23 protein-coding genes are annotated in these 21,826 nt (G+C 59.5%); 14 read left to right on the top strand and 9 right to left on the bottom strand.

Features of this window, described 5'->3' with window-relative positions; translation table 11 throughout:
* Positions 1 to 39: 39 nt before the first annotated feature.
* The 6 genes from dapF to RAC79_RS05340 all read left to right on the top strand — a co-directional run bounded on the left by dapF (position 40) and on the right by RAC79_RS05340 (position 6,225).
* Positions 40 to 939 carry a diaminopimelate epimerase gene (gene dapF / locus RAC79_RS05365; protein WP_174039775.1) on the top strand — a complete coding sequence of 300 codons (900 nt, stop codon included), beginning with the start codon at positions 40 to 42 and terminating at the stop codon, positions 937 to 939.
* Positions 936 to 2,210 (top strand): tRNA (N(6)-L-threonylcarbamoyladenosine(37)-C(2))-methylthiotransferase MtaB, encoded by a 1,275-nt coding sequence (gene mtaB / locus RAC79_RS05360; RefSeq protein WP_142844394.1) that lies wholly within the window; start codon positions 936 to 938, stop codon positions 2,208 to 2,210. Before dapF ends, mtaB begins: the two co-directional genes overlap by 4 nt.
* Before the next feature lie 32 nt (positions 2,211 to 2,242).
* Complete coding sequence (gene ftsY, locus RAC79_RS05355) at positions 2,243 to 3,679, top strand: signal recognition particle-docking protein FtsY (protein ID WP_174039725.1); 1,437 nt, start codon at positions 2,243 to 2,245, stop codon at positions 3,677 to 3,679.
* Between the two features lie 2 nt (positions 3,680 to 3,681).
* On the top strand, positions 3,682 to 4,332 hold the full coding sequence (locus RAC79_RS05350; protein WP_065656922.1) for a septation protein A: 651 nt from the start codon (positions 3,682 to 3,684) through the stop codon (positions 4,330 to 4,332).
* The gene (locus RAC79_RS05345) at positions 4,329 to 4,925 is read left to right on the top strand and encodes a DUF2585 domain-containing protein (protein WP_142844391.1); all 597 of its coding nucleotides are present in this window, start codon (positions 4,329 to 4,331) and stop codon (positions 4,923 to 4,925) included. The genes RAC79_RS05350 and RAC79_RS05345 overlap by 4 nt, the downstream gene beginning before the upstream one ends.
* A 118-nt stretch (positions 4,926 to 5,043) precedes the next feature.
* Positions 5,044 to 6,225 carry a GGDEF domain-containing protein gene (locus RAC79_RS05340; protein WP_161987768.1) on the top strand — a complete coding sequence of 394 codons (1,182 nt, stop codon included), beginning with the start codon at positions 5,044 to 5,046 and terminating at the stop codon, positions 6,223 to 6,225.
* 16 nt (positions 6,226 to 6,241) lie between these two features.
* Here the strand turns inward: RAC79_RS05340 and RAC79_RS05335 are convergent, their stop codons facing one another.
* From RAC79_RS05335 to ccmA, 5 genes are all read right to left on the bottom strand, one after another.
* On the bottom strand, positions 6,242 to 6,841 hold the full coding sequence (locus tag RAC79_RS05335; RefSeq protein WP_065656925.1) for a DsbE family thiol:disulfide interchange protein: 600 nt from the start codon (positions 6,839 to 6,841) through the stop codon (positions 6,242 to 6,244).
* Positions 6,838 to 7,011 (bottom strand): heme exporter protein CcmD, encoded by a 174-nt coding sequence (ccmD, locus tag RAC79_RS05330; RefSeq protein WP_060725377.1) that lies wholly within the window; start codon positions 7,009 to 7,011, stop codon positions 6,838 to 6,840. Before ccmD ends, RAC79_RS05335 begins: the two co-directional genes overlap by 4 nt.
* Before the next feature lie 4 nt (positions 7,012 to 7,015).
* Positions 7,016 to 7,777, bottom strand: coding sequence for a heme ABC transporter permease (locus RAC79_RS05325; protein ID WP_174039724.1), 762 nt, complete (start codon positions 7,775 to 7,777; stop codon positions 7,016 to 7,018).
* Between the two features lie 74 nt (positions 7,778 to 7,851).
* Positions 7,852 to 8,511, bottom strand: coding sequence for a heme exporter protein CcmB (ccmB, locus tag RAC79_RS05320; RefSeq protein WP_059759870.1), 660 nt, complete (start codon positions 8,509 to 8,511; stop codon positions 7,852 to 7,854).
* 202 nt (positions 8,512 to 8,713) lie between these two features.
* Entirely contained in the window at positions 8,714 to 9,355 is a 642-nt protein-coding gene (ccmA, locus tag RAC79_RS05315) for a heme ABC exporter ATP-binding protein CcmA (protein WP_174039723.1), read from the bottom strand.
* A 271-nt stretch (positions 9,356 to 9,626) separates the two neighbouring features.
* Between ccmA and acnA the strand changes: the two genes are divergently transcribed.
* The 3 genes from acnA (at position 9,627) to RAC79_RS05300 (ending at position 14,044) form a co-directional block, all read left to right on the top strand.
* Positions 9,627 to 12,320, top strand: a complete 2,694-nt coding sequence (gene acnA, locus RAC79_RS05310; RefSeq protein WP_174039722.1) for an aconitate hydratase AcnA — start codon at positions 9,627 to 9,629, stop codon at positions 12,318 to 12,320.
* Positions 12,321 to 12,510: 190 nt separating this feature from the next.
* The gene (locus RAC79_RS05305) at positions 12,511 to 13,251 is read left to right on the top strand and encodes a thioredoxin family protein (RefSeq protein WP_003523168.1); all 741 of its coding nucleotides are present in this window, start codon (positions 12,511 to 12,513) and stop codon (positions 13,249 to 13,251) included.
* Positions 13,252 to 13,651: 400 nt separating this feature from the next.
* Complete coding sequence (locus RAC79_RS05300) at positions 13,652 to 14,044, top strand: DUF2794 domain-containing protein (RefSeq protein WP_003523170.1); 393 nt, start codon at positions 13,652 to 13,654, stop codon at positions 14,042 to 14,044.
* 113 nt (positions 14,045 to 14,157) lie between these two features.
* Here RAC79_RS05300 and RAC79_RS05295 read toward each other — a convergent pair whose 3' ends face one another.
* The 3 genes from RAC79_RS05295 to RAC79_RS05285 all read right to left on the bottom strand — a co-directional run bounded on the left by RAC79_RS05295 (position 14,158) and on the right by RAC79_RS05285 (position 18,382).
* On the bottom strand, positions 14,158 to 14,895 hold the full coding sequence (locus RAC79_RS05295; RefSeq protein WP_125145330.1) for a Bax inhibitor-1/YccA family protein: 738 nt from the start codon (positions 14,893 to 14,895) through the stop codon (positions 14,158 to 14,160).
* Between the two features lie 218 nt (positions 14,896 to 15,113).
* Positions 15,114 to 17,675 carry an ABC transporter permease gene (locus RAC79_RS05290; protein WP_174039721.1) on the bottom strand — a complete coding sequence of 854 codons (2,562 nt, stop codon included), beginning with the start codon at positions 17,673 to 17,675 and terminating at the stop codon, positions 15,114 to 15,116.
* Positions 17,672 to 18,382 (bottom strand): ABC transporter ATP-binding protein, encoded by a 711-nt coding sequence (locus RAC79_RS05285; protein ID WP_035263238.1) that lies wholly within the window; start codon positions 18,380 to 18,382, stop codon positions 17,672 to 17,674. The genes RAC79_RS05290 and RAC79_RS05285 overlap by 4 nt, the downstream gene beginning before the upstream one ends.
* Positions 18,383 to 18,473: 91 nt before the next feature.
* On the opposite strand from RAC79_RS05285, the gene RAC79_RS05280 reads away from it, so the two are divergent.
* Both RAC79_RS05280 and thpR read left to right on the top strand, forming a co-directional pair.
* On the top strand, positions 18,474 to 19,124 hold the full coding sequence (locus tag RAC79_RS05280; protein WP_059759878.1) for an arylesterase: 651 nt from the start codon (positions 18,474 to 18,476) through the stop codon (positions 19,122 to 19,124).
* Between the two features lie 68 nt (positions 19,125 to 19,192).
* Positions 19,193 to 19,786 (top strand): RNA 2',3'-cyclic phosphodiesterase, encoded by a 594-nt coding sequence (gene thpR, locus RAC79_RS05275; RefSeq protein ID WP_003523177.1) that lies wholly within the window; start codon positions 19,193 to 19,195, stop codon positions 19,784 to 19,786.
* Here thpR and RAC79_RS05270 read toward each other — a convergent pair.
* Positions 19,720 to 20,199 (bottom strand): low molecular weight protein-tyrosine-phosphatase, encoded by a 480-nt coding sequence (locus tag RAC79_RS05270; RefSeq protein ID WP_174039720.1) that lies wholly within the window; start codon positions 20,197 to 20,199, stop codon positions 19,720 to 19,722. The two genes, thpR and RAC79_RS05270, sit on opposite strands and share 67 nt — an antisense overlap.
* Before the next feature lie 58 nt (positions 20,200 to 20,257).
* On the opposite strand from RAC79_RS05270, the gene RAC79_RS05265 reads away from it, so the two are divergent.
* The 3 genes from RAC79_RS05265 to RAC79_RS05255 all read left to right on the top strand — a co-directional run bounded on the left by RAC79_RS05265 (position 20,258) and on the right by RAC79_RS05255 (position 21,795).
* Positions 20,258 to 20,563, top strand: coding sequence for a 4a-hydroxytetrahydrobiopterin dehydratase (locus tag RAC79_RS05265; protein ID WP_111834650.1), 306 nt, complete (start codon positions 20,258 to 20,260; stop codon positions 20,561 to 20,563).
* A 51-nt stretch (positions 20,564 to 20,614) separates the two neighbouring features.
* On the top strand, positions 20,615 to 20,995 hold the full coding sequence (locus tag RAC79_RS05260; RefSeq protein ID WP_003523181.1) for a YkvA family protein: 381 nt from the start codon (positions 20,615 to 20,617) through the stop codon (positions 20,993 to 20,995).
* A 296-nt stretch (positions 20,996 to 21,291) separates the two neighbouring features.
* Positions 21,292 to 21,795 carry an invasion associated locus B family protein gene (locus tag RAC79_RS05255; protein WP_003523183.1) on the top strand — a complete coding sequence of 168 codons (504 nt, stop codon included), beginning with the start codon at positions 21,292 to 21,294 and terminating at the stop codon, positions 21,793 to 21,795.
* The last annotated feature ends 31 nt before the right edge of the window (positions 21,796 to 21,826 follow it).

Genomic DNA, 21,826 nt, shown 5'->3' with positions numbered 1-21,826 from the left:
ATGCAATCCGATTTTCAGACGGTTTTCAGGTTTAGGGCAATGGTGGATACGGTCGAATTTGCGAAGATGAACGGGCTTGGCAACAAGATCCTCGTTGTCGACATGCGCGGCCGTAAAGATATGGTCACGCCGGAGGCGGCGATTGCGCTGAACGCCGATGCTGCCACACAGTTCGACCAGATCATGGCCATCCACGATCCGCGTGTCAGTGGCACGGATGCATTTATCGACATCCTCAATTGCGATGGCACGAAGGCGCAGGCTTGTGGCAATGGCACGCGCTGCGTGGTGCAGGCGCTGTCGTCCGAAACGGGCAAGACCAGTTTCACTTTCCAGACGGTGGCTGGCATCCTCAACGCCGTCGAACATGAAGACGGCATGATTTCCGTCGATATGGGCCTGCCGCGTTTCCGCTGGAGCGATATTCCTCTTTCGGAAGAGTTCCACGATACCAGCCGTATCGAATTGCAGATCGGGCCGATCGATGCGCCGATCCTGCATTCGCCGGCCGTGATGTCCATGGGCAATCCGCATGCGATTTTCTGGGTGGATCGCGATCCGATGGAGTTCGATCTCGAACGTTTCGGGCCGCTGCTCGAAAATCACCCGATGTTCCCGGAAAAGGCCAATATCACGCTGGCGCAGGTGATTTCCGACAGCGCGCTGCGCACCCGCACCTGGGAGCGCGGCGCTGGATTGACACTCGCCTGCGGTTCGGCCGCCTGCGCCTCAGCCGTTTCCGCTGCCCGCACCGGTCGCACCGGCCGGGAGGTCACCATCGATGTCGCCTCCAGCCCCATCCGTGTGCCGCTGACCATCGAATGGCGCGAGGATAATCATGTCATCATGACCGGCCCGGCCGAATGGGAATGGTCGGGTTCCGTCGATCCCGTCACTGGCGGTTGGGCGCGGGATGCGGTCGAGCGGGGGGCTGTATGAGCGGCGTCGAGGTCATAACCTTCGGCTGTCGTCTCAACACCTATGAATCGGAAGTGATGCGGGCGGAGGCCGAAAAGGCCGGGCTTAACAATGCCGTGCTGGTCAATACCTGCGCGGTGACCGGGGAAGCGGTGCGTCAGGCCCGCCAGGCCATCCGCCGGGCAAGGCGGGACAATCCGCATGCCCGTATCATCGTTACCGGCTGCGCCGCCCAGACCGAGAAGCAGACCTTTGCCGAGATGCCCGAGGTGGATGCGGTGCTGGGCAATGAGGAGAAGCTGAAAAGCGCCTCCTATCGTGCGCTGCCGGATTTCGGCGTTTCGGCGGAAGAAAAGCTGCGCGTCAACGATATCATGAGCATCAAGGCGACCGCGCCGCAGATGGTGAAGCACATAGACGGGCATGTGCGCGCCTTTATTCAGGTGCAGAACGGCTGCGATCATCGCTGCACCTTCTGCATCATTCCCTATGGGCGCGGCAATTCCCGCTCCGTGCCGATGGGGGCCGTGGTGGATCAGGCGCGCAGGCTGACGGAAAGCGGCTATTGCGAGATCGTGTTGACCGGGGTGGACGCCACGAGCTATGGCGCGGACCTGCCGGGCGAGCCTTCCCTCGGTTATCTTGCCAAGACATTGCTGAAGCAGGTGCCGGATATTCTGCGTCTGCGGCTTTCCTCCATCGACAGTATTGAGGCTGACCGCCATCTGATGGATCTTGTTGCCGATGAGCCGCGTTTCATGCCGCATCTGCACCTGTCCCTCCAGCATGGCGACGACATGATCCTGAAACGCATGAAACGCCGCCATTTGCGGGCTGATGCCATTCGCTTCTGCAACGAGGTGCGGTCGCTTCGGCCGCATATCGCTTTCGGCGCGGATATGATCGCCGGTTTTCCGACAGAGACGGAAGAGATGTTCGAAAACGCCGCGACGCTTGCGGAAGAATGCGGCATTTCCAGCCTGCATGTCTTTCCCTACAGCCCGCGTGCGGGGACGCCCGCGGCACGCATGCCGCAGCTCGACCGGGCTTTGGTGAAGGAGCGGGCGGCGAGGCTTCGGGAGCGCGGCGAGGCGCTGAAGCTGGCGCATCTGCAAAATATGGTCGGTTCGGTGCAGACGATCCTCGTTGAAAACAACGGTTTCGCGCATACCGACAATTTCACGCTGGTGGAGGCGTCGCATCTTGCTCCGCGCACTCTTGCGCAGGTTGCGATTACCGGCCACAACGGCAAACATCTGAACATGAAGCTTCTGGCGGCGGATGCGGCCTGAGGCGGCACAAGAGAAAAGACACGGGAACGACCATGGCCCTCGGCTTCATCAAAAAAGTCTTTTCGTTCGGCAAGGACAAGGCCGAAACGAATGACCGGCCGCAAGAGGACGCCGCACCTGAGCGCGGCAATGAAAACGCCTCCTTCGAAGCGGCGCTAAGCGACGCCGAAGCGCATGGCCCTGTCGATAAGGACCCGGTTTCCGAACTGGAGATGGAGACGGCCGGCGGACCAGCCCCGGACGAGGCGACGGACGTGGTCCTTTCCGACGATGACGAGGAAGAGGACGCACCGCTTCTGCCCGGTGCCGAGCTTTCCGGCGATATGGGCGTGGTGCCGCTGTCGTTGCTACAGGCGGAAGCAGCCGCCGAAGAGCAGGTCGAATCTGCCCCCGAGGCAGCGGATGTCGTGCTGGATGCGGATGCGATGGATGCGCTGCTTGACGAGGCCGAAGCCGCGACTGCCGCCGAGCCCTCCGCTACACCGCCAGCTCTACCAAAGGGTTTTTCGTCCGCCAGTGAGCGGCAGGAGCCTGCCCCTGCCGCACCGCAGGTAAAACTGACATGGTTTCAGCGCCTGCGGGCAGGGCTTGCCCGTACATCGTCGCAGCTGACCACACAGATTTCGGCGCTTTTCACCAAGCGCAAGCTGGATGAGGATACGCTCGATGAGCTGGAGGATCTTCTCATCCAGTCGGATCTCGGCGTCGAGACTGCCATGCGCATCACCGGCGCCCTGTCTTCCGAGCGTTACGGCAAGGATGTGAGCGGCGAGGATGTGGCGCGCATCATGGCGGGCGAGATCACCAAGGTCCTCAAGCCTGTCGCCAAACCGCTGGAACTCGATCTTTCACACAAGCCGCATGTCATTCTCGTTGTCGGTGTGAATGGTACGGGCAAGACGACGACTATCGGCAAGCTTGCCGCCAAGCTTTCCGGCTCGGGTCTCAAGGTCATGCTGGCGGCAGGCGATACGTTCCGCGCGGCGGCCATCGAGCAACTCAAGATCTGGGCGGACCGCACCGGTTCGCAATTCATTGGCACCAAGCTTGGCGCAGATGCGGCCGGGCTTGCCTATGATGCCTATGAGCAGGCGCGGGCGCAGAAAAGCGACGTTCTCATCATCGATACGGCTGGCCGCCTGCAGAACAAGACGGAGCTGATGGCGGAACTGGAAAAGATCGTGCGCGTGCTTGGCAAGCTCGATCCGGATGCGCCGCACACCGTGCTGCAGACGCTGGATGCGACGACCGGCCAGAACGCCATGAACCAGGTGGAAATATTCCGCAATGTCGCGGGTGTTTCGGGCCTGATTATGACAAAATTGGATGGCACGGCGCGGGGCGGTATCCTCGTTGCCATCGCTGCCAAACACAAGCTGCCGGTTTATTTCATCGGTGTGGGTGAAGGTGTTGATGATCTGGAGCCCTTCGAGGCGGAAGATTTCGCCAAGGCCATTGCGGGAGTTTGAGTATGGATATTGAAAGCAATTCCAAGGAAAGCGAAAAGATGGTGGCGGAAATCAGCCCGCTCCTGAAATTCGTGCTCGAACTTGGCCCGCTCATGGTATTCTTCTTCGCCAATTCCCGCGGCGAATGGCTGGCCTCCACTTTCCCCGTGCTGACGGAGTTCGGCGGGCCGATCTTCATCGCCACTGGCCTGTTCATGATCGCAACAGCTTTGGCGCTTTCCGTCTCATGGGTGCTGACGCGCAAGTTGCCGATCATGCCGCTGATATCGGGCATCGTGGTCTTCGTGTTCGGCGCGCTGACGCTTTGGCTGCAGAACGATACTTTCATCAAGATGAAGCCGACCATCGTCAACACGCTGTTCGGTGTCATTCTGCTCGGCGGCCTGTTCTTCGGGCAATCGCTGCTCGGTTATGTCTTCAATTCGGCCTTCCGGCTGACGGATGAGGGCTGGCGCAAGCTGACGCTGCGCTGGGGCATATTCTTCCTCTTTCTTGCGGTGCTGAATGAGGTGGTGTGGCGCATGTTTACCACCGACACCTGGGTTGCCTTCAAGGTGTGGGGCACGATGCCGATCACCATCATCTTCACCATGGCGCAGATGCCGCTCGTCATGCGCCATTCGCTGGAACCGCTTAACAAGGACGAAAAATGACCGTTGCAGAGATGTCGGCTTCCCGTTCGCGCTCGCTCAAATGGTTCAGCGTGGCCGCCGGGCTGCTTCTCCTGCAAATCGTCATCCTTTACGCCATGGGCCGCATTCCGATCTGCGAATGCGGTTATGTGAAGCTGTTCGAGCCGGGCGTAAACACGCCGGGCAATTCCCAGCATCTGGCCGACTGGTATACTCCCTCGCATATCATTCACGGTTTCCTGTTCTACTGGTTCGCCTGGCTGCTGTTCCGCAACAGGTCGCTTTCCATGCGGCTTTCGCTTGCGGTTCTGGTGGAAGCGGCATGGGAAATTCTTGAAAACTCGCCTCTCATCATCGATCGTTATCGGACCGCGACGATGGCGCTGGGTTATACCGGCGACAGCATCCTGAACTCGGCGATGGATACCGTCTTCATGGTGCTGGGTTTCCTGTTCGCCGCCCGTGTGCCGGTGTGGCTGACGGTGGCAATCGCCATCTTCTTCGAAATCTTCACCGGCTGGCTGATCCGTGACAACCTGACGCTGAACGTGGTCATGCTGCTTTGGCCCGTGGACGCGATCAAGGAATGGCAGAACGCGCTCCCGCAAATGTGAACGGGTTTTCCGGGGCCACGGGCCGAAAGGCACGGAAGCCGCGCAATATATGCAGGTTTTCTTAATGGCATTGCGGTAGTGTCAGGCAAAGGCTCGTATCTCCCTCCGGCAGAACCCATTGCAAGACAACTTCGCCTATCTTCTCCCCTTCATCATGCTGACATTCGGCGTGGTGTTCCTGTTCCTGCAAAGGATCGGCCACGCTTCCGCCCGCTATTGGGGTATAGGATATCTTTCGGCGGCCTTCGGTTTTGCGACACCTTTGGTGCTTGGCGGCCTGCCCTTCGAAATACAGGCGATTGTTTCGAACCTGTTGTTCTTCTCCGCCTTCTTCCTCTATGGCCACGCTCTGCTCGTCCATTTCGGGCGGCCGCTTTATATCACGGGCAGGCTGTCGATCGTGGTTGCCGCGGTTTTGCTGGTCTCTTTCCATGTTTTCGTCACACCGGATCTGAAACGCGAACTCGTCATCGGCGATCTCGTCTGTGCCCTTTTGCTCGCGATTGCGGTTTGGCTCGTGCGAAAGCGCCCCGTCGCGCTTGCCGACAGGCTGATGGTGGGAATTGCCTGTCTTGTGGTGCTGGAGACGCTGGTGCGCATCGGCATGCTGCTGGTGATGACGCCGAGCGGCTCGATGATCGAGCTCAGCGAATTCTTCGAATCCGACTATGCTTTCTACATGCAGCTTGCCGCCAGCATCTTCGGCTTCCTGCTGGCGCTCTCCGTGCTCGCGAGTCAGATTTCCGTCACCGTCGACCGGCATCTGCATGCGGCAGAGCATGATCCGCTGACGGACGTGCTGAACCGGCGCGGCTTCGACCGCCGAGTTCCCGATTTTCGTAACGATATCCCTGAGGGTGTGGTCATCGCCTGCGACATAGACCACTTCAAGCGTATCAACGATGTTTACGGTCATGCGGCTGGAGATATCGTTCTTATCGGTCTTTCCGATCTGCTCAGGCGCAATGCGCCCGAGGATGCGCTGGTGGCGCGCTTTGGCGGTGAGGAGTTTGTGGTCTTCCTGCCCGGCCAGACAGCTGCCGCAGCCGGCCAGCTGGCCAATGCCATGCGGACAGGTCTTTCGTCGCTCGATTGGCGCAACCGGGGTGTAACCAGCCAGATCACCGCGAGCTTCGGTGTCTCGGCCGTCGCGAGGGGAGATCATTCCATTCATGACGCCATCAAGCGGGCCGATGACGGTCTCTATGCCGCAAAACGCGGCGGTCGCGATCAGGTGGTGCTGGAAGGCATACGTCTGCCGGCTGAAGGCCCTTCGCTGAGGGTCGTTACCAAGGGGTGATGCCTTACCGAGCGCGTTATTTCCCGGCTGCGGCCGCAATGGCTGGCAGCAGATCGCGCTCGACGCTGCGGGCATCGAAGGGGCCGACCTTTTTATAAAGGATCGTGCCATCCTCACCGACCAGATAACTCTCCGGAATGCCGTAGACGCCCCAATCTATCGCGGCCTTGCCGTTCGGATCGACGCCTATCGCAGCAAAGGGATTGCCGAGCTCGCCGAGGAAGCGCAGCGCATTATCCTGCTTGTCCTTGTAATTGATGCCGACTACGGTGATGCGGCTGTCTTTTGCCAATTCCTGAAGCAGCGGATGCTCCTGCCGGCAGGGAATGCACCAGGAGGCGAAGACGTTCACCAGAGTCAGCTTGCCCTTGATGGCGGCATCGGTCAGCGCCGGCAGGTTGGAGCCTTCCAGCGGCGGTAGCGACAGGGTGGGCGCCCTGGTGCCGATCAGCGCCGAGGGAATGGCGCTGATATCCAGCCCGTTCACGTCCTGGTCGTAAAGCATCTTGCCGGCGACGAGGGCGAAACCGCCGAACAGCAGCAACGGCAGCAGCGCAAGCGCATAGCGTGCACGGCCTGTCGTTTTGGCCTTGGTGTCCCGGTCAGCTTGCGTCATTGCGCGTCACCTGCGGAACCGGCTCTCGCCCTGCGGCGCACGCCGGATGCCTCGAGTTCTTTCAATTCCCGTTTGCGTGCCTGACCGTCCACGACGACCCAGGCGATGAGACAGAGAACGACAAGGCCGGTCGCCGCATAGGACATGCCGATATAAAAGGCGTGCGTCATTACCTCAGCCCTCCCGGTTCGCCATGCGCGCCGCGAGACGCCGTTGCGCGGCCACGCGCCGACGCCAGATTTCGTTGCGCATGGCGGCGATGTGCAGCGTGAAGAACAGCAGCGTGAAACCGACGGCCATGGTCAGCAGCGGCCAGAGGAATTCCGCATCGATGGCGGAGCCGCCCATGCGGATGACGCTTGCCGGCTGGTGCAGCGTGTTCCACCACTCGACCGAAAATTTGATGATGGGGATATTCACGAAACCGACGAGGATCAGCACGGCGCCGACACGGGCGGCTCTCGACGGATCGTCCATGGCGCGGTTGAGCGCGATCAGCCCGAGATACATCAGGAAAAGCACGAAGACGGAGGTCAGCCGTGCATCCCACACCCACCAGGTTCCCCACATGGGCTTACCCCAGAGCGAGCCGGTGACGAGTGCAATCAGCGTGAAGGCCGCGCCGATGGGGGCAGCGGCCTTGTGGCTGACATCCGCCAGCGGGTGACGCCAGACGAGGGTGCCGATGGCGGAGACCGCCATGACCGAATAACACATCATGGCGAGCCACGCGGACGGTACGTGCACATACATGATGCGTACCGTGTAACCCTGCTGGTAATCGCCTTCCGTCGTGAACGACAGATAGAGGCCGACGGCCAGCACCAGCGCCGTCAAAGCAGCGAGCCAGGGCAGAATGCGCGCCGCCAGCGCCAGAAACCGGGTGGGATTGGCGAGATCACTAAATTTGGTGATGGTGAAGGTCTGCTCGTTCATGCCGTTTGTGTAACCCGAGAATGGCCGCCCCGCAATTGATCCCTGTCAATCGGGGATCGTCTGGCGTGGTTTCCTCAATCCATAACATTGCGCAGCGCCAAAGCGGCGAAGAAAGGTCCGGTCACGGCTGAAAATAACGTGATCGCACACAGAATGAGAAATGGCGGCATGAAGGGCGCCGGGTCCTGCACCGCCGCATAGGAGGCGCTGACGCCGAAGATCAGCACGGGAATGGCGAGCGGCAAGACGAGGATGGACACCAGAAGCCCTCCGCGCGGCAGGGCAACGGCAACCGCCGCCCCTACCGCGCCGATGAAGGTGATGGCGGGCGAGCCGACGAGAAGGGTTAGCATCACGGCGCCGATCGCCACTTCGTCCATGTTCATGAAGAGGCCAAGCAGAGGGGAGGCAAGCACCAGTGGCAGGCCGGTCGTGACCCAGTGTGCCAGGCATTTCACGAACACGGTCAGGACCAGCGGGGTTTCCTGCATCAGGATCAGATCGAGGGAGCCGTCATCCCGCTCGGCCTGAAACAGCCGGTCGAGGCCGAGAAGGGCGGACAGTAGCGCGCCGATCCAGACGATAGCGGGACCGATGCGGGCGAGCAGGTTGAGATCGGGGCCGACGCCGAAGGGGATGACGGCAACCACTGTCATGAAAAACAGCACGCCGATCAGCGCGCCGCCGCCGGCGCGGATGGAGAGTTTGATATCGCGGAGGAGGAGGGCGGTCATTGGGATGCCCTCGAGTTCGCGGCGTTACCCCCCTCTGCCCTGCCGGGCATCTCCCCTACAAGGGGGGAGATCGACCTGCGGCTGGGTCTCGTCCATCTCAAAATTTGAGAATGGAGTGGCGGAAGGGCGTCTTGCCAATCTCCACCCTTGTGGGGGAGATGCCCGGCAGGGCAGAGGGGGGTATGCCCCGCGCACATCGCCCTCATGCCCAAGCCCCCACACCCGCAAACCCCGTCATCCGCAATTCCCGCGCGTTCTCCAGCCCCAAAGGCTGATGGGTAGCGGCCAGAACGATGCCGCCTTTCCCGAGGTGGTTTTTCACGAGATCGGAAAACATCCCGTCCGCAGCCTTGTCGAGCGCCGCCGTCGGCTCATCGAGAATCCACACCGGTCGCCATGCAATCAAAAGTTTCGCCATGGCAAAACGCCGCTGCTGGCCGGCGGAGAGATAACCGAAGGGCAGGTGGGTAATGCCGGCGAGGCCGACGATCTCCGCCGCCTCATCGATTGCCATGCCCGCGCCGCCGGAAAAATCGCTGAGGAAGTCTTTCCAGAACCGGAGATTCTCCGAAACGGTCAGTTCGGTTTTCATCGCATTGCGATGGCCAAGATAATGGCAGGCCTCAGACGGGCGCATGTCAGCGTCTATTTCTTTGCCGGCTATCTTTATTCGTCCCTGTTCGGGCCGCAGCAGGCCGGCCACCGTGCGCAGCAGGGTGGATTTTCCTGAACCGTTGCGACCGGTCAGCACAAGAGCCTCACCGTCGCTTAACTTGAAGGAAATATTCATGAATATGAAATCTTCGCCGCGTCGCACGCCAAGATTTTCCGCCGTCAAATCCATGCTGCGGTTCCGATTACGATTTCGTCGTCTCGATCATAAAAAAATCGATTAGGTTCGTTGAATGGTCTGGCACGTTTTAGAGAAATTATCTATATGGGTGTCAACACGCCAGCGGCCGGCGTGAACATCATCTTGCGCCGGACTTGACGATTGCGAGGAGCAATTTTCACGTGCGGACAGCGGAAATGGTCGTACCCGCATCCTGATGTGCATGAGTGCATAGGTGTCCGCACGCACGTGTTGGCTATCAGAGTAAGCGGGGTTTTTATCCATGCCCAAATCACTCGACAGTTTCCAATGTCGTTCCGTCCTTACCGTTGACGGTAAGGAATACATCTATTTCAGCCTTCCCAAGGCTGAAGCCAATGGCCTGAAAGGCGTTTCCAAGCTGCCCTATTCCATGAAGGTTCTCTTGGAAAACCTGCTGCGTTTCGAGGACGGCCAGTCCGTCACCAAAGAACACATTCTGGCGGTTTCCGAATGGCTGAACAACAAGGGCCTGACCGAAACCGAAATCGCCTATCGCCCCGCCCGCGTTCTGATGCAGGACTTTACCGGCGTTCCCGCCGTTGTCGACCTTGCCGCCATGCGTGACGGCATCAAGGCCCTTGGCGGCGATCCGGAAAAGATCAACCCGCTGGTTCCCGTCGATCTCGTCATCGACCATTCGGTCATCGTCGACGAATTCGGCACGCCGAGCGCCTTTGCCCGCAACGTCGAGCTGGAGTACGAGCGCAACGGCGAGCGTTATCGCTTCCTGAAGTGGGGCCAGCAGGCGTTCAAGAATTTCCGTGTGGTTCCGCCCGGCACCGGCATCTGTCACCAGGTCAACCTCGAATATCTCGGCCAGACCGTCTGGACGAAGGAAGAGGATGGCGAGACGATTGCTTATCCGGATACCTGCGTCGGCACCGATTCGCACACGACCATGATCAATGGTCTCGGCGTTCTCGGCTGGGGCGTTGGCGGTATCGAGGCTGAGGCGGCCATGCTTGGCCAGCCGGTCTCCATGCTTCTGCCCGAGGTTATCGGCTTCAAGCTGACCGGCAAGGTGAAGGAAGGTGTGACCGCGACCGACCTCGTGCTGACCGTGGTTCAGATGCTCCGCAAGAAGGGCGTTGTCTCCAAATTCGTCGAATTCTTCGGCCCCGGCCTCGATTCGATGTCTCTGGCCGACCGCGCCACCATCGGCAATATGGGCCCGGAATATGGCGCGACCTGCGGCTTCTTCCCGGTCGATAGCGAGACCATCAATTACCTGACCATGTCCGGTCGTGCCAAGGATCGCATCGCGCTTGTCGAAGCCTATTCGAAGGCGCAGGACATGTGGCGCACGGGCGACGGTTCCGACCTCGTCTTCACCGACACGCTGGAACTCGACCTTGGCGACGTCGTGCCCTCCATGGCGGGCCCCAAGCGTCCGGAAGGCCGCCTGCCGCTCGAAACCATCGCGCCGAATTTCGCGACGGCTCTTGAAAACGACTATAAGAAGCCCGGCCAGCTTTCGAGCCGTTATGCGGTCGAAGGTGAGGCTTTCGATCTCGGTCACGGCGATGTGGCGATTGCCGCCATCACCTCCTGCACAAACACTTCCAACCCCTCGGTTCTCATCGCTGCCGGCCTTCTCGCCCGTAACGCTGTCGCCAAGGGGCTGACCTCCAAGCCATGGGTGAAGACGTCGCTTGCACCTGGATCACAGGTGGTTGCCGAATATCTCGACAAGTCGGGCCTTCAAAAGGATCTCGATGCGATCGGTTTCAACCTCGTTGGCTTCGGCTGCACGACCTGCATCGGCAACTCCGGCCCGCTGCCGGCGCCGATCTCCAAGACGATCAACGACAAGGGCCTGATTGCGGCCGGCGTTCTCTCCGGTAACCGCAACTTCGAAGGCCGTATCTCGCCTGACGTGCAGGCGAACTATCTGGCCTCTCCGCCCCTCGTCGTCGCTTACGCTCTTGCCGGTACGGTCCAGAAGGACCTGACCAAGGAGCCGATCGGCAATGATAAGAACGGCAACCCGGTCTATCTCAAGGATATCTGGCCGACCTCGAAGGAAATTCAGGAGTTCATCCTGAAATACGTCACGCGCGAGCTTTACGAGACGAAGTACGCCGACGTCTTCAAGGGTGATGCCAACTGGCAGGCCGTTCAGGTGCCGCCGGGTCAGACCTATGCCTGGGACGACAACTCGACCTATGTCCAGAACCCACCCTACTTCGTGGGCATGGGCAAGACGGGCTCGGGTCTCAAGAACATCAAGGGCGCGCGCGTTCTCGGTCTCTTCGGTGACAAGATCACCACCGACCATATTTCTCCGGCCGGTTCGATCAAGGCCGCTTCGCCTGCCGGTGCCTATCTGACGGAGCATGGCGTCGCCGTAGCTGACTTCAACCAGTACGGCACGCGTCGCGGCAACCATGAAGTGATGATGCGCGGCACCTTCGCCAATATCCGCATCCGCAACCACATGCTCGGCCCGAACGGCAAGGAAGGTGGCTACACCATCCATTATCCGTCCAAGGAAGAGATGTCGATCTATGACGCGGCCATGAAATACAAGGCGGAAGGCGTCCCGCTCGTCATCTTCGCCGGTGTCGAATATGGTAACGGCTCGTCCCGTGACTGGGCGGCGAAGGGCACCAACCTGCTCGGCGTCAAGGCTGTCATTGCGCAGTCTTTCGAACGTATCCACCGTTCGAACCTCGTTGGCATGGGCATCGTTCCCTTTGTCTTCGAAGAAGGCACTACCTGGGCGAGCCTCGATCTCAAGGGTAACGAAACCGTCGAGATCGACGGGCTCGAAGGTGAAATCAGGCCGCGTGAAAAGAAGATCGCCAAGATCACCTATAGCGACGGTTCGGTGAAGGAAGTTCCGCTTCTTTGCCGCATCGATACGCTGGACGAAGTGATCTACATGAACAACGGCGGCATTTTGCAGACCGTTCTTCGCGATCTGGCCGCATAAAGCTTCAATAATCGAAGACGCCGGGAGAAATCCCGGCGTCTTTGCATTTCATGGTCTCTTTTTTTGTGATTGTCGCTCACCCCTTCGTGACTTTCTATTGAAGGGCAATAGACGTTATTTTCCGGTTTGCATCCCGGCAGGATTGATCGCATCAATTCGTCTGGATCTCTTCCGGACAAAGGTTTTTGTAATGCCGCTGAAATTCCCCCTGTCGATATGTCTTCTCGGCACGTTCCTCGTCACCTCCGCGCAGGCGCAGGAGGCCGTGAAGGGCGTCGTCGAATTGTTCACGTCGCAGGGATGCTCATCCTGCCCGCCGGCCGATGAAGCCCTGCGCAAGATGATCCAGAAGGGCGATGTCGTCGGTCTTTCCTACCATGTCGATTACTGGAACTATCTCGGCTGGACGGATTCGCTGGCGTCTAAGGAAAATACCGACCGGCAATATGGTTACATGCGCGCGCTCGGCCGCAACGGGGTCTATACGCCGCAGGCCATTCTGAACGGACGCGACCACGTCAAGGGTGCCGATGTTCGCGGCATCTATGACAGGCTGGATGCGTTCAAGCGCGAGGGCAAGGGACTGAACGTGCCGGTCTCGTCGAAATTTGCCGGTGATGAGGTGGAGATCGATATTGGCGCCGGCAGCGGCAAGGCCGATGTCGTCGTCGCCTATTTCACGCGAGAGCAGACCGTGGATGTGCAAAAGGGCGAAAACCAGGGGAAAAAAATGTCCTACTGGCACAGCGTCTATGATGTGCAGACGGTCGGCATGTGGGATGGTTCGCCGATGACGGTGAAGCTTCCGGCGAGCGTGGTGGCCAAGGTGAAAAAGGGCGGCTGCGCCGTGCTGTTGCAGACGGCCAATGCCGGCGGCGATCCCGCGGCAATCGTCGGCGCAAGTATCCTGCTTGGAAATGAAAACCCCTGATCGCCTGTCGGGCGATGGAAGATCCGGTCCGGGCATTGGGGGCTGGGGGTAAAGGGTCAATGCACCGGACCGGGTCATCTTGGTGCCTAGGCATCAATTGACAATAGGACTATTCCACCCAATTCGGGCCATGGTTTGACCGAAATACGGCAGCCCATGCGAAAATGGCTGCCTAAATGGTTACCATTTTTAACCCCTGCTTTTGCCGTTGGCAGCGCTCGTCGGAGAATCGGCGGGCGCAATTCTGCGCTGACGTCTTCCGGTTACTCTGCGCATCGAACGCTTGTTGAACCTTTCCCGGAATTCCCTGCCCTATCCGCCATGCCGGTGCAAAGACTTGCAATTTCGCCCTCTCAGGCTCACACTGCATGGATGATTTGGGTGGAATCGGAGGTATTGGATGACCGATCAACCGGATGTGCAGCAGGTGCAGACCGCTTCACGTGACAATTCCACCGTTATCGATCTCCGCGAATATAAAAAGAACAAGGACCCTTTGCCGGTCACCTTTCACCGCCGCGAGCTGGATGCGATCCTGCGCATCTATGGCCGCATGGTGGGAGAGGGTGAATGGCGTGACTACGCCATCGATCACCTCAAGGAAAAGGCGGTATTTTCCGTGTTCAAGCGTTCAGGTGAAATGCCGCTTTTCAGGATCGAGAAAAACCCCAAGCTGGCTGCGAAACAGGGAGCCTACTGCGTGGTGAATACGGATGGCCGCATTCTCAAGCGAGGACATGAGTTGCCGCAGGTTCTGAAGGTCTTCGACAAGGTTTTGAAGCTCATCGAGTGAGCTTTCGCAAAAGCGGACTGCCCGCCTCTGGCGGATAGGGCTAAAGAATCTTTCCGAATAAAAAGGCGGCCGAAGGGCCGCCTTTCATATGTCTGGCAATCGAACCCTTAACCTTAGTCGTCGCGGTTTCCGAGAAACTGCAGGAGGAAGGTGAAGAGGTTGATGAAGTCGAGGTAGAGCGTCAGTGCGCCCATGATGGCCTTACGGCCAGCGACGGCAACATCGTCAGCATCGAAATACATTTCCTTGATCTTCTGGGTGTCGTAGGCGGTCAGGCCTGCGAAGATCAGCACGCCAATCGCGGAAATCGCGAACTGCAGCGCGGAGGACGCAAGGAAGATGTTGACGATCGAAGCGATGATCAGACCGAACAGGCCCATGATCAAGAACGAACCCATGCCAGACAGGTCTTTCTTGGTCGTGTAACCGTAAAGCGAGAGCGCACCGAACGAGGCCGCGGTCACGAAGAAGGTCTGCACGATGCTCTGGCCGGTGTAGACCAGGAAGATCGAGGAGAGCGAAACACCCATCAGCGCGGCGTAAACCCAGAACGTCGTCTGCGCAGCGGAAACGCTCATGTTCTGGATGCGGAAGCTAAGGAAGAAGACCAGTGCCAGCGGAGCGAGCATCACGACCCAACGAAGCGGCGACGCGAAAAGCAGCTGCTGGACAGCCGGATTGGAAGCGGCAAGCGTATAGGTGCCGAACGCTGCAACGCCGGTGATGACCAGAGCCAGCGCCATCAGGTTATAAACCTTGAGCATATAGGCGCGAAGACCTTCATCGATCATCGCACCAGACTGTGCACGCGTCTGCGCCATGCGATTCTGGTAGTTATTGAAGTCAGCCATTGTTTCCTCTTTTGAGCTCCGTGATTGCTACGGTGTCGGGATACCTCCCGGGCGCCGCTGCGGAGCTTCAGCAAGCCTGATCAAGAATATGATGGCAGAACGTGTTCTATACAAGGCCTTTTCCAGCTGAAAAGACACCATATGCGCGAAAAGCGCTCACGTTTTGGCGATCATTACAAAGAATTAATCGTTAAAGTTAAGCGGTGCACAACCGACGATCATTCACCGGCCTGCCGGAGAACCGGGGCTGCCTTCTGCCCGAGAATCCGCCATGTGCCGATGAGGCCGATGCCCACCGTCATGACGAGGGCGATGACGAGCGTTCCGATCGCCACATCCGGCAGGAAGCTGGAGGGCAGCTTCATGATGCGGGCGATCACGAACCATGCGGAGACGCCGCCGGCGAAAAGTGCGAAGACGGCGGTGGCGAGGCCTAGCATCATATATTCGTAGGAGAAGGCGCGGATGAGCAGGTTTCGTGTGCCGCCCAGCGTTTTCAGGATGACCGCGTCATGGGTGCGGGCGCGGTTTCCGGCGGCAAGAGCGCCGGCGAGAACCAGGACGGAGGCGATGAGGGCGACGGCGGCGGCGGCGCGAATGGCGGTGGCGAGCTGGCCGACAAGCCGGTTGACGACGTCGAGCGCATCCTTCACGCGCACGCTGGTGATCGTCGGAAAGGCGTTGGTGACAGCGCGCAATATGCGGCCTTCGTCGGCGGCGGTTGCGGAGGGGTCGGCGAGTGTCGCCAACCACGCATGCGGCGCGCCGCGGAAGGTGTTTGGCGAAAACACCATGACGAAATTGATCGACAGGGATTCCCATTCGACATTGCGCAGATTGGCGATCCTTGCCGTTATGCTGCGGCCGAGCACGTTGACGGTCACCGTGTCGCCAATCTTGAGACCCAGTTCCCCGGCTTCCTCGGCCGCGAAGGAGACCAGCGGCTCGCCGCTATAGTCCGGTCCCCACCAGCTTCCTTCTGTGAGAGTCGCGTTTTCGGGAATATCCTGCGAATAGGTGATACCCCGGTCGCCGCGCAGCACCCAGCGTCCGGCTGGAGGCACCTCCATTTTCGTGACATCCTCGCCGTTGAGCGCCAGGATGCGGCCGCGCAGCATCGGCACTTCGGTCAGCGCGCCTTCCGGCGCTTCCCGCTTCAGAAGATCGCGGAAGCCCTGAAGTTCGCTGCCCTGAATATCCACGAAGAAGAAATTCGGTGCGCGGTCCGGCAGGCTGTCCGTCAGTTCGCGGCGCAGATTGCCGTCTATCAGCGTGAGCGTCACGAGCAGGGTCAGGCCGAGGCCGAGCGAAAGGACGACAGACGGGGTGAGCGCGCCCGACCGGTGAATATTGCCGATCGCCAGCCTGAGCGCAGCCGAATGAACGCGCGGACTACGCTTGGCGATAGCCTTCACGCCGGAGGCAACGAGCCTCAGCACCACGAAGGCAAAAGCGATGGCGGCAAGGAAGACCGAGGCGATGAAGCGGTCTTCCGCCGAAAGGATGGCCAGCGCGGCGAGCGCTGCCAGCAGCAGGCCGGTTGCGGCCAGATAGGGCCAGGATGGCCAGCTTCCCTCCTCGAAACCCTGTTCGCGGAAAAGCGCCGTTGCCGGCACTTCGCGCGCCTGGCCAAGCGGCACGATGGCGAAAGCGAGCGTTGTCAGGAGGCCGAACAGGGCGGCGAGACCGAGTGCGCCGGGATAGAAGGCAAGCTCCTCCGGCACGGGCAACACGCCCTCCAGAAACCGCATGGCGATGAGAGGCGCGATGGCGCCGACCACGAGGCCGATGACAATGCCAACGGCGGCAATGAAGGCGATCTGGAAAAGATAGGTCATGGTGACCACCGAGGCCGGTGCGCCTAAGCATTTCAACGAGGCGATGGTGGTGCGCTTGGAATCCAGAAACGCGCGAACGGCATTGGCAACGCCGACACCGCCGACGATGAGGGCGGTGAGGCCCACCAGCGTCAGGAATTGCGAGAAGCGATTGACGTTTTCGGTGAGCGATGGGGCCGCCCGGTCACTGGTGCGGATGGACCAGCCGGCATCGGGAAAGGCCTTGTTGGCCGAATCGGTCATCGTTGACCGTGCCGAAGGATCGTTCAGCCTGATCTTGTAGGCATGCTCGACCAGACTGCCGTTCTGAACGAGACCCGAGGCGAAAAGGGCGTCGCGGCTGACCATCAGTCGTGGAGCAAAACCGAAACCGTCGGAGAGAGCATCCGGCTCGTCGACCACCGTGCCGGTCAGTTTCAGCTTGACATTGCCGAGCAGGATTTCATCGCCGACCTTGGTGCCGAGCCGTTCCAGCAGAAGCGGCGCGGCAATGGCGCCGTAGGTGTCGACGTTCCCGGCCAGAAGCTCATTCAGCGGTCGGTTCGGCTCGGCAACGAAGGTGCCATAGAGCGGGTAAGCGCCATCGATAGCCTTCACTTCCGTCAGGGTCTGTTCGGACCCGTCGGCGAGGCGCGCCATGGAGCGCAGCCCGGTGGAAACCGCGACGGTTCCGAGGCTGTCGAGATAGGCCCGCTCTTCCTGTGTCGCTTCCCTGTTGCGCAGTTCGAAACGCACATCGCCCGCCAATATGGACTGACCTTCCGTGGCGATGGCGCTGGTCACCGCGCGCGAGACGGAATTGACGGCGGCGATGGCGCCGGTTCCAAGCGCGATGCAGGCGAGGAAAATGTAAAAGCCGCGTAACCCGCCGCGAATTTCGCGCCGGGCGAGCCTTGCGGCGTTTCTGATATTGGCAAGAGACGGGATAATGGATCCGCTCATGCCGACACCGCCCGCGCCATATGGGAGGTGGCGCTGTCGCCCTCTATCTCGCCGGAGCGGACCTTGATCTGGCGCGAGCACCGGGCGGCAAGCGACGGATCGTGGGTGACGAGGATCATCGTCATGCCGCGTTCGGCCTGTTTGGCAAAGAGAAGATCGGCGATCTGCCTGCCGGTATCGGTATCGAGATTGCCGGTCGGTTCATCAGCAATCAGCACGGCCGGTGAGGGGGCAAGCGCGCGGGCGATGGCGACACGCTGCTGCTCACCGCCGGAGAGCTGGCCGGGATAGTGGTTGAGACGTTCGCCGAGACCGACGGCGACGAGCTCGCGTCTGGCGATCTCGAAGGGGTTGGGTGTGTTTGCCAGTTCGAGTGGAACCGCAACGTTTTCCAGCGCCGTCATATTGGCGATGAGATGGAAGGACTGGAAAACAATGCCGATGTTGCGGCCACGAAAATCCGCCAGCGCGTCCTCGCCGAGCTTGTGCAGTTCCGTATCCGCGATGATGATTTCACCGCTATCGAGCCTCTCGAGACCGGCAAGCACCATCAGAAGCGTCGACTTTCCCGATCCGGAGGGGCCGACGATACCAACCGCCTCGCTCTCTCCGATTGAAAGATCGATGTTCTTGAGAACGTGAACGGAGGCGGCGGCATTGCCGAGCGTGAGGTCAGCTTTCTTCAGCTCTATGATGCTTTTCGTCACAATTCTCGTTCCTATATAGGGTGATGAAAACGGTCTGGCGGTCGATGCGGTCGGTATTTCAGACAATGGGAACCAAGTTAGGAAAGCCGTGATGAGATTTAAAGCTGCCCTGTTTCACTTCATCGTCATTTTTGCCGCCGCCTTTTCCGCAACTGTTGTTATGGCTCAGGAGCGGACATTGCAGCTGGTCGGACTGGGCGACAGCCTGATGGCCGGCTATCAGCTTCCCCCCAACGACAGCTACACCGCACAGCTTGAGGCTGCATTAAAGGGCAAGGGCGTCAACGTCGCCATCGCCAATGCCGGTGTGTCCGGCGATACCTCTTCCGGCGGTCTGGCGCGGGCGGAATGGTCGGTTCCCGATGGTACAGACGGGGTCATCCTGGAACTCGGCGCCAATGACGCTCTGCGCGGAATTCCCCCGGAACAGACCGAAAAGAACCTCGACACCATCATTTCCGGTTTTCAGAAGCGCAACATAGCCGTGTTGCTGGTCGGCATTATGGCGCCGCCGAATATGGGCGATGATTATGCCAGTCGCTTCAATCCGATCTTTCCGAAGCTCGCCGAAAAATACAACCTGCCGCTTTATCCCTTCTTTCTGGACGGCGTGGTGACGGATGATGCGCTGAAGCTGGACGACAAGATGCACCCCAATACGAAGGGTGTGGCGATGATGGTCGAAAAATCTTTGCCGGCTGTTGAAAGCTTCATCACGACAATCGGTGCGCAAAAAAAATAAGCACTTGCGCCCGCCTGCATTGCGTGATTCGCTATGCTTGTTCTGCCAAGAGATTCGGGGAGCTCGCCATGCCGAGACTGTTTACCGCCCTCGAAATTCCGCGCAATGCGGCTATGAGCCTCTCATTGTTGCGCGGTGGTCTGCCGGGAGCCCGGTGGATCGATGTGGAGAATTATCACATAACCCTGCGTTTTATCGGTGACATCGACGGGCGGACCGCCGATGAGGTTGTTGACAGGCTGGACCGGATCGAAAGGCCGGAATTCCAGCTCAGTCTCACCGGTATGGGGTCCTTCGGTTCCAAGAAACCGCATTCCATCTGGGCCGGGGTTTCTCCCTCGCCGGAAATGCATGCGCTTCAGGCGGAAATCGAGCGGATCTGCCAGAGGATCGGTCTCCCGCCCGATCCGCGCAAGTTCATGCCGCATGTCACGCTGGCGCGGTTGCGCTCCTCCCGCGTGGACGATGTGGTGCAGTATCTTTCCGGACGCGGCAACTTCCGCACCTCGCCCTTCACGGTCGGCCGTTTCGTGCTGATGTCGTCGAAGGAATCGGTGGGCGGCGGACCCTATATCGTTGAAGAGGCGTTTCCGCTTCACGAGGCGCGGTCCAGCTCCATTTTTTCGAGCAACGATCTGCATCCTGCCAAAAGCATGTTGTAGACCTTGAGGAACCCGTCCTCGGCCCCGTAATAGGGATCGGGGACGTTCTCGCGACGGCCAGTGGCATAGTCCATAAAGAGATGGATCTTGTGTCGCTGTCTTTCCGGGCTCGATTGCTGCAGGTTCGCCAGATTGTTTTCGTCCATGGCGAGTATCAGGTCGAAGGTCTCGAAATCCGCAGGGGTGACCTGTCTCGCCCGCTGCCTGGAAATATCGACGCCATGCCGTCGCGCCATGGCAATGGATCGCGGATCGGGTGCGTCACCCGCGTGCCAGCCGCCGGTGCCGGCGGAATCGATGGTAAGCTGAGCAGACATGGCTGCGCCGTTGGCAAGGTGTCTCAAAACCCCTTCGGCCAGCGGTGAACGGCAGATATTGCCCATGCAGACAAAAAGAATAGCTGTATGTTTCATGGAATATGCGTCGATCCGGTCGTTGAAGCGTTAATGGGTCTCAAGCGGAGGCAAGTTCATGAAATATCCCAGACTCGAGCCGGATGCCATCCGGCAGGCCCTGTCGAAACTCGAGGGCTGGTCCCTGCGCGAGGACGGGGCGGCGATCATCCGTTCCTTCAAGTTCTCCAGCTTTGCGGAAGCCTTCGGTTTCATGGCCGAATCCGCACTTGTCGCGGAAAGGCTCAATCACCATCCCGAATGGTCCAATGTCTATTCGCGGGTCAAGGTCTGCCTTACCACCCATGATTCGCAGGGTGTGACGGAGCGGGATTTTCTTCTGGCCGAGGCCATGCAAAAGGCGGCTGCGGGCCGAAGCAATTGAATGGCGGACCTTAAATCCCATATAATAGCCGTGACCGGAGGACCGTCGATCATGGATGATGTGAAAATCGGTGAAATTCTTCTGCCGGGTGAAACCGACAGGCAGCAGGAGCGCGAGACTGTGGTGCGGGCGAAATTCTGGCCCAAGCTGAAGCGCGTGATGTCGAAGGTGCCTTTCGCACGCGATGCGGCGGCTGCCTATTATTGCGCGATCGACCGCGATACGCCGCTGCGCGCCAAGGGTATCATTCTGGCGGCGCTCGCCTATTTCATCATGCCGATGGATGCCGTGCCGGATGTGCTGGCCGTTATCGGATTCACCGATGATATTGCCGTCATCACGGCGGCGCTCGCCATGATCCGCGCCCATATCAAGATGGAGCATTACGAGGCGGCTGACGCCATGCTGAAACGGCAGCAGGAAGCCGGGTAACGCCTCTGTGATCTGGCTGTTCGGGTGAGCCCGACGGGCGACAAATTCTTGCCTGAATTTATGTGTCATACACACGGAGGAAGGGTGTTTCGCGCCCTTCTCCTCAGGGCGTCGGGAGTCGCCAATCTGTAACACCGCAAGACGTTTCCGGCATTTTATGCGTGTTGTTGACGGTTTGGTAACTGCTTCCCGACCACAATGAGAAAAGACGATCCGCACCTGAACGTGGCCGATCCAGAAACTGGGCTCGCCGATGCTTCGGGCCAATGGAAGACAATAACCCGGCAGGAAATTCTATGTTTGTAAGAAGTGTAGCAACCGCAGCGGCCATTTTGCTGACCAGCGTCGGCGTAGCATCTGCACAGTCGCCCACGCGCATCCAGCAGTTCAATGCATGGGGTGCCTATTCGTACAAATCGGGCAACAGCACCGTCTGCTACGTTCTTTCCATTCCGACCGCCAAGGAACCGGCAAGCGTCGATCACGGCGATATCTTCTTCATCGTCTCGCAGCGTCCGGGCCAGAACATTTCCTATGAGCCGCAGGCCATGGTGGGTTATCCGCTGAAGCAGGGTTCCAAGGTCAATGTGACGATCGACAACAAGAACTTTGTCATGTTCACCAAGGACAAGGCAGCCTGGGTTGAAAACGCTGCTGAAGAACCGGCACTCGTCGCCGCCATGAAGGGCGGCAAGTCGATGACCGTCAAGGCAGTTTCCGGCCGTGGCACCGCGACCTCCTATTCCTATTCGCTGTCGGGTATTTCGGCGGCTCTCAAGCAGATCGAGAGCTGCAAGTAACCCTGACGCTTTATCGCATTCGACAATGGCC

This window comes from Agrobacterium sp. LR_9 (assembly GCF_041954855.1).
In the GTDB taxonomy this organism is placed as follows: domain Bacteria; phylum Pseudomonadota; class Alphaproteobacteria; order Rhizobiales; family Rhizobiaceae; genus Agrobacterium; species Agrobacterium leguminum.
The sequence above is the reverse complement of the archived record's forward strand: the minus strand, read 5'-3'. Positions and strand labels throughout refer to the sequence as shown.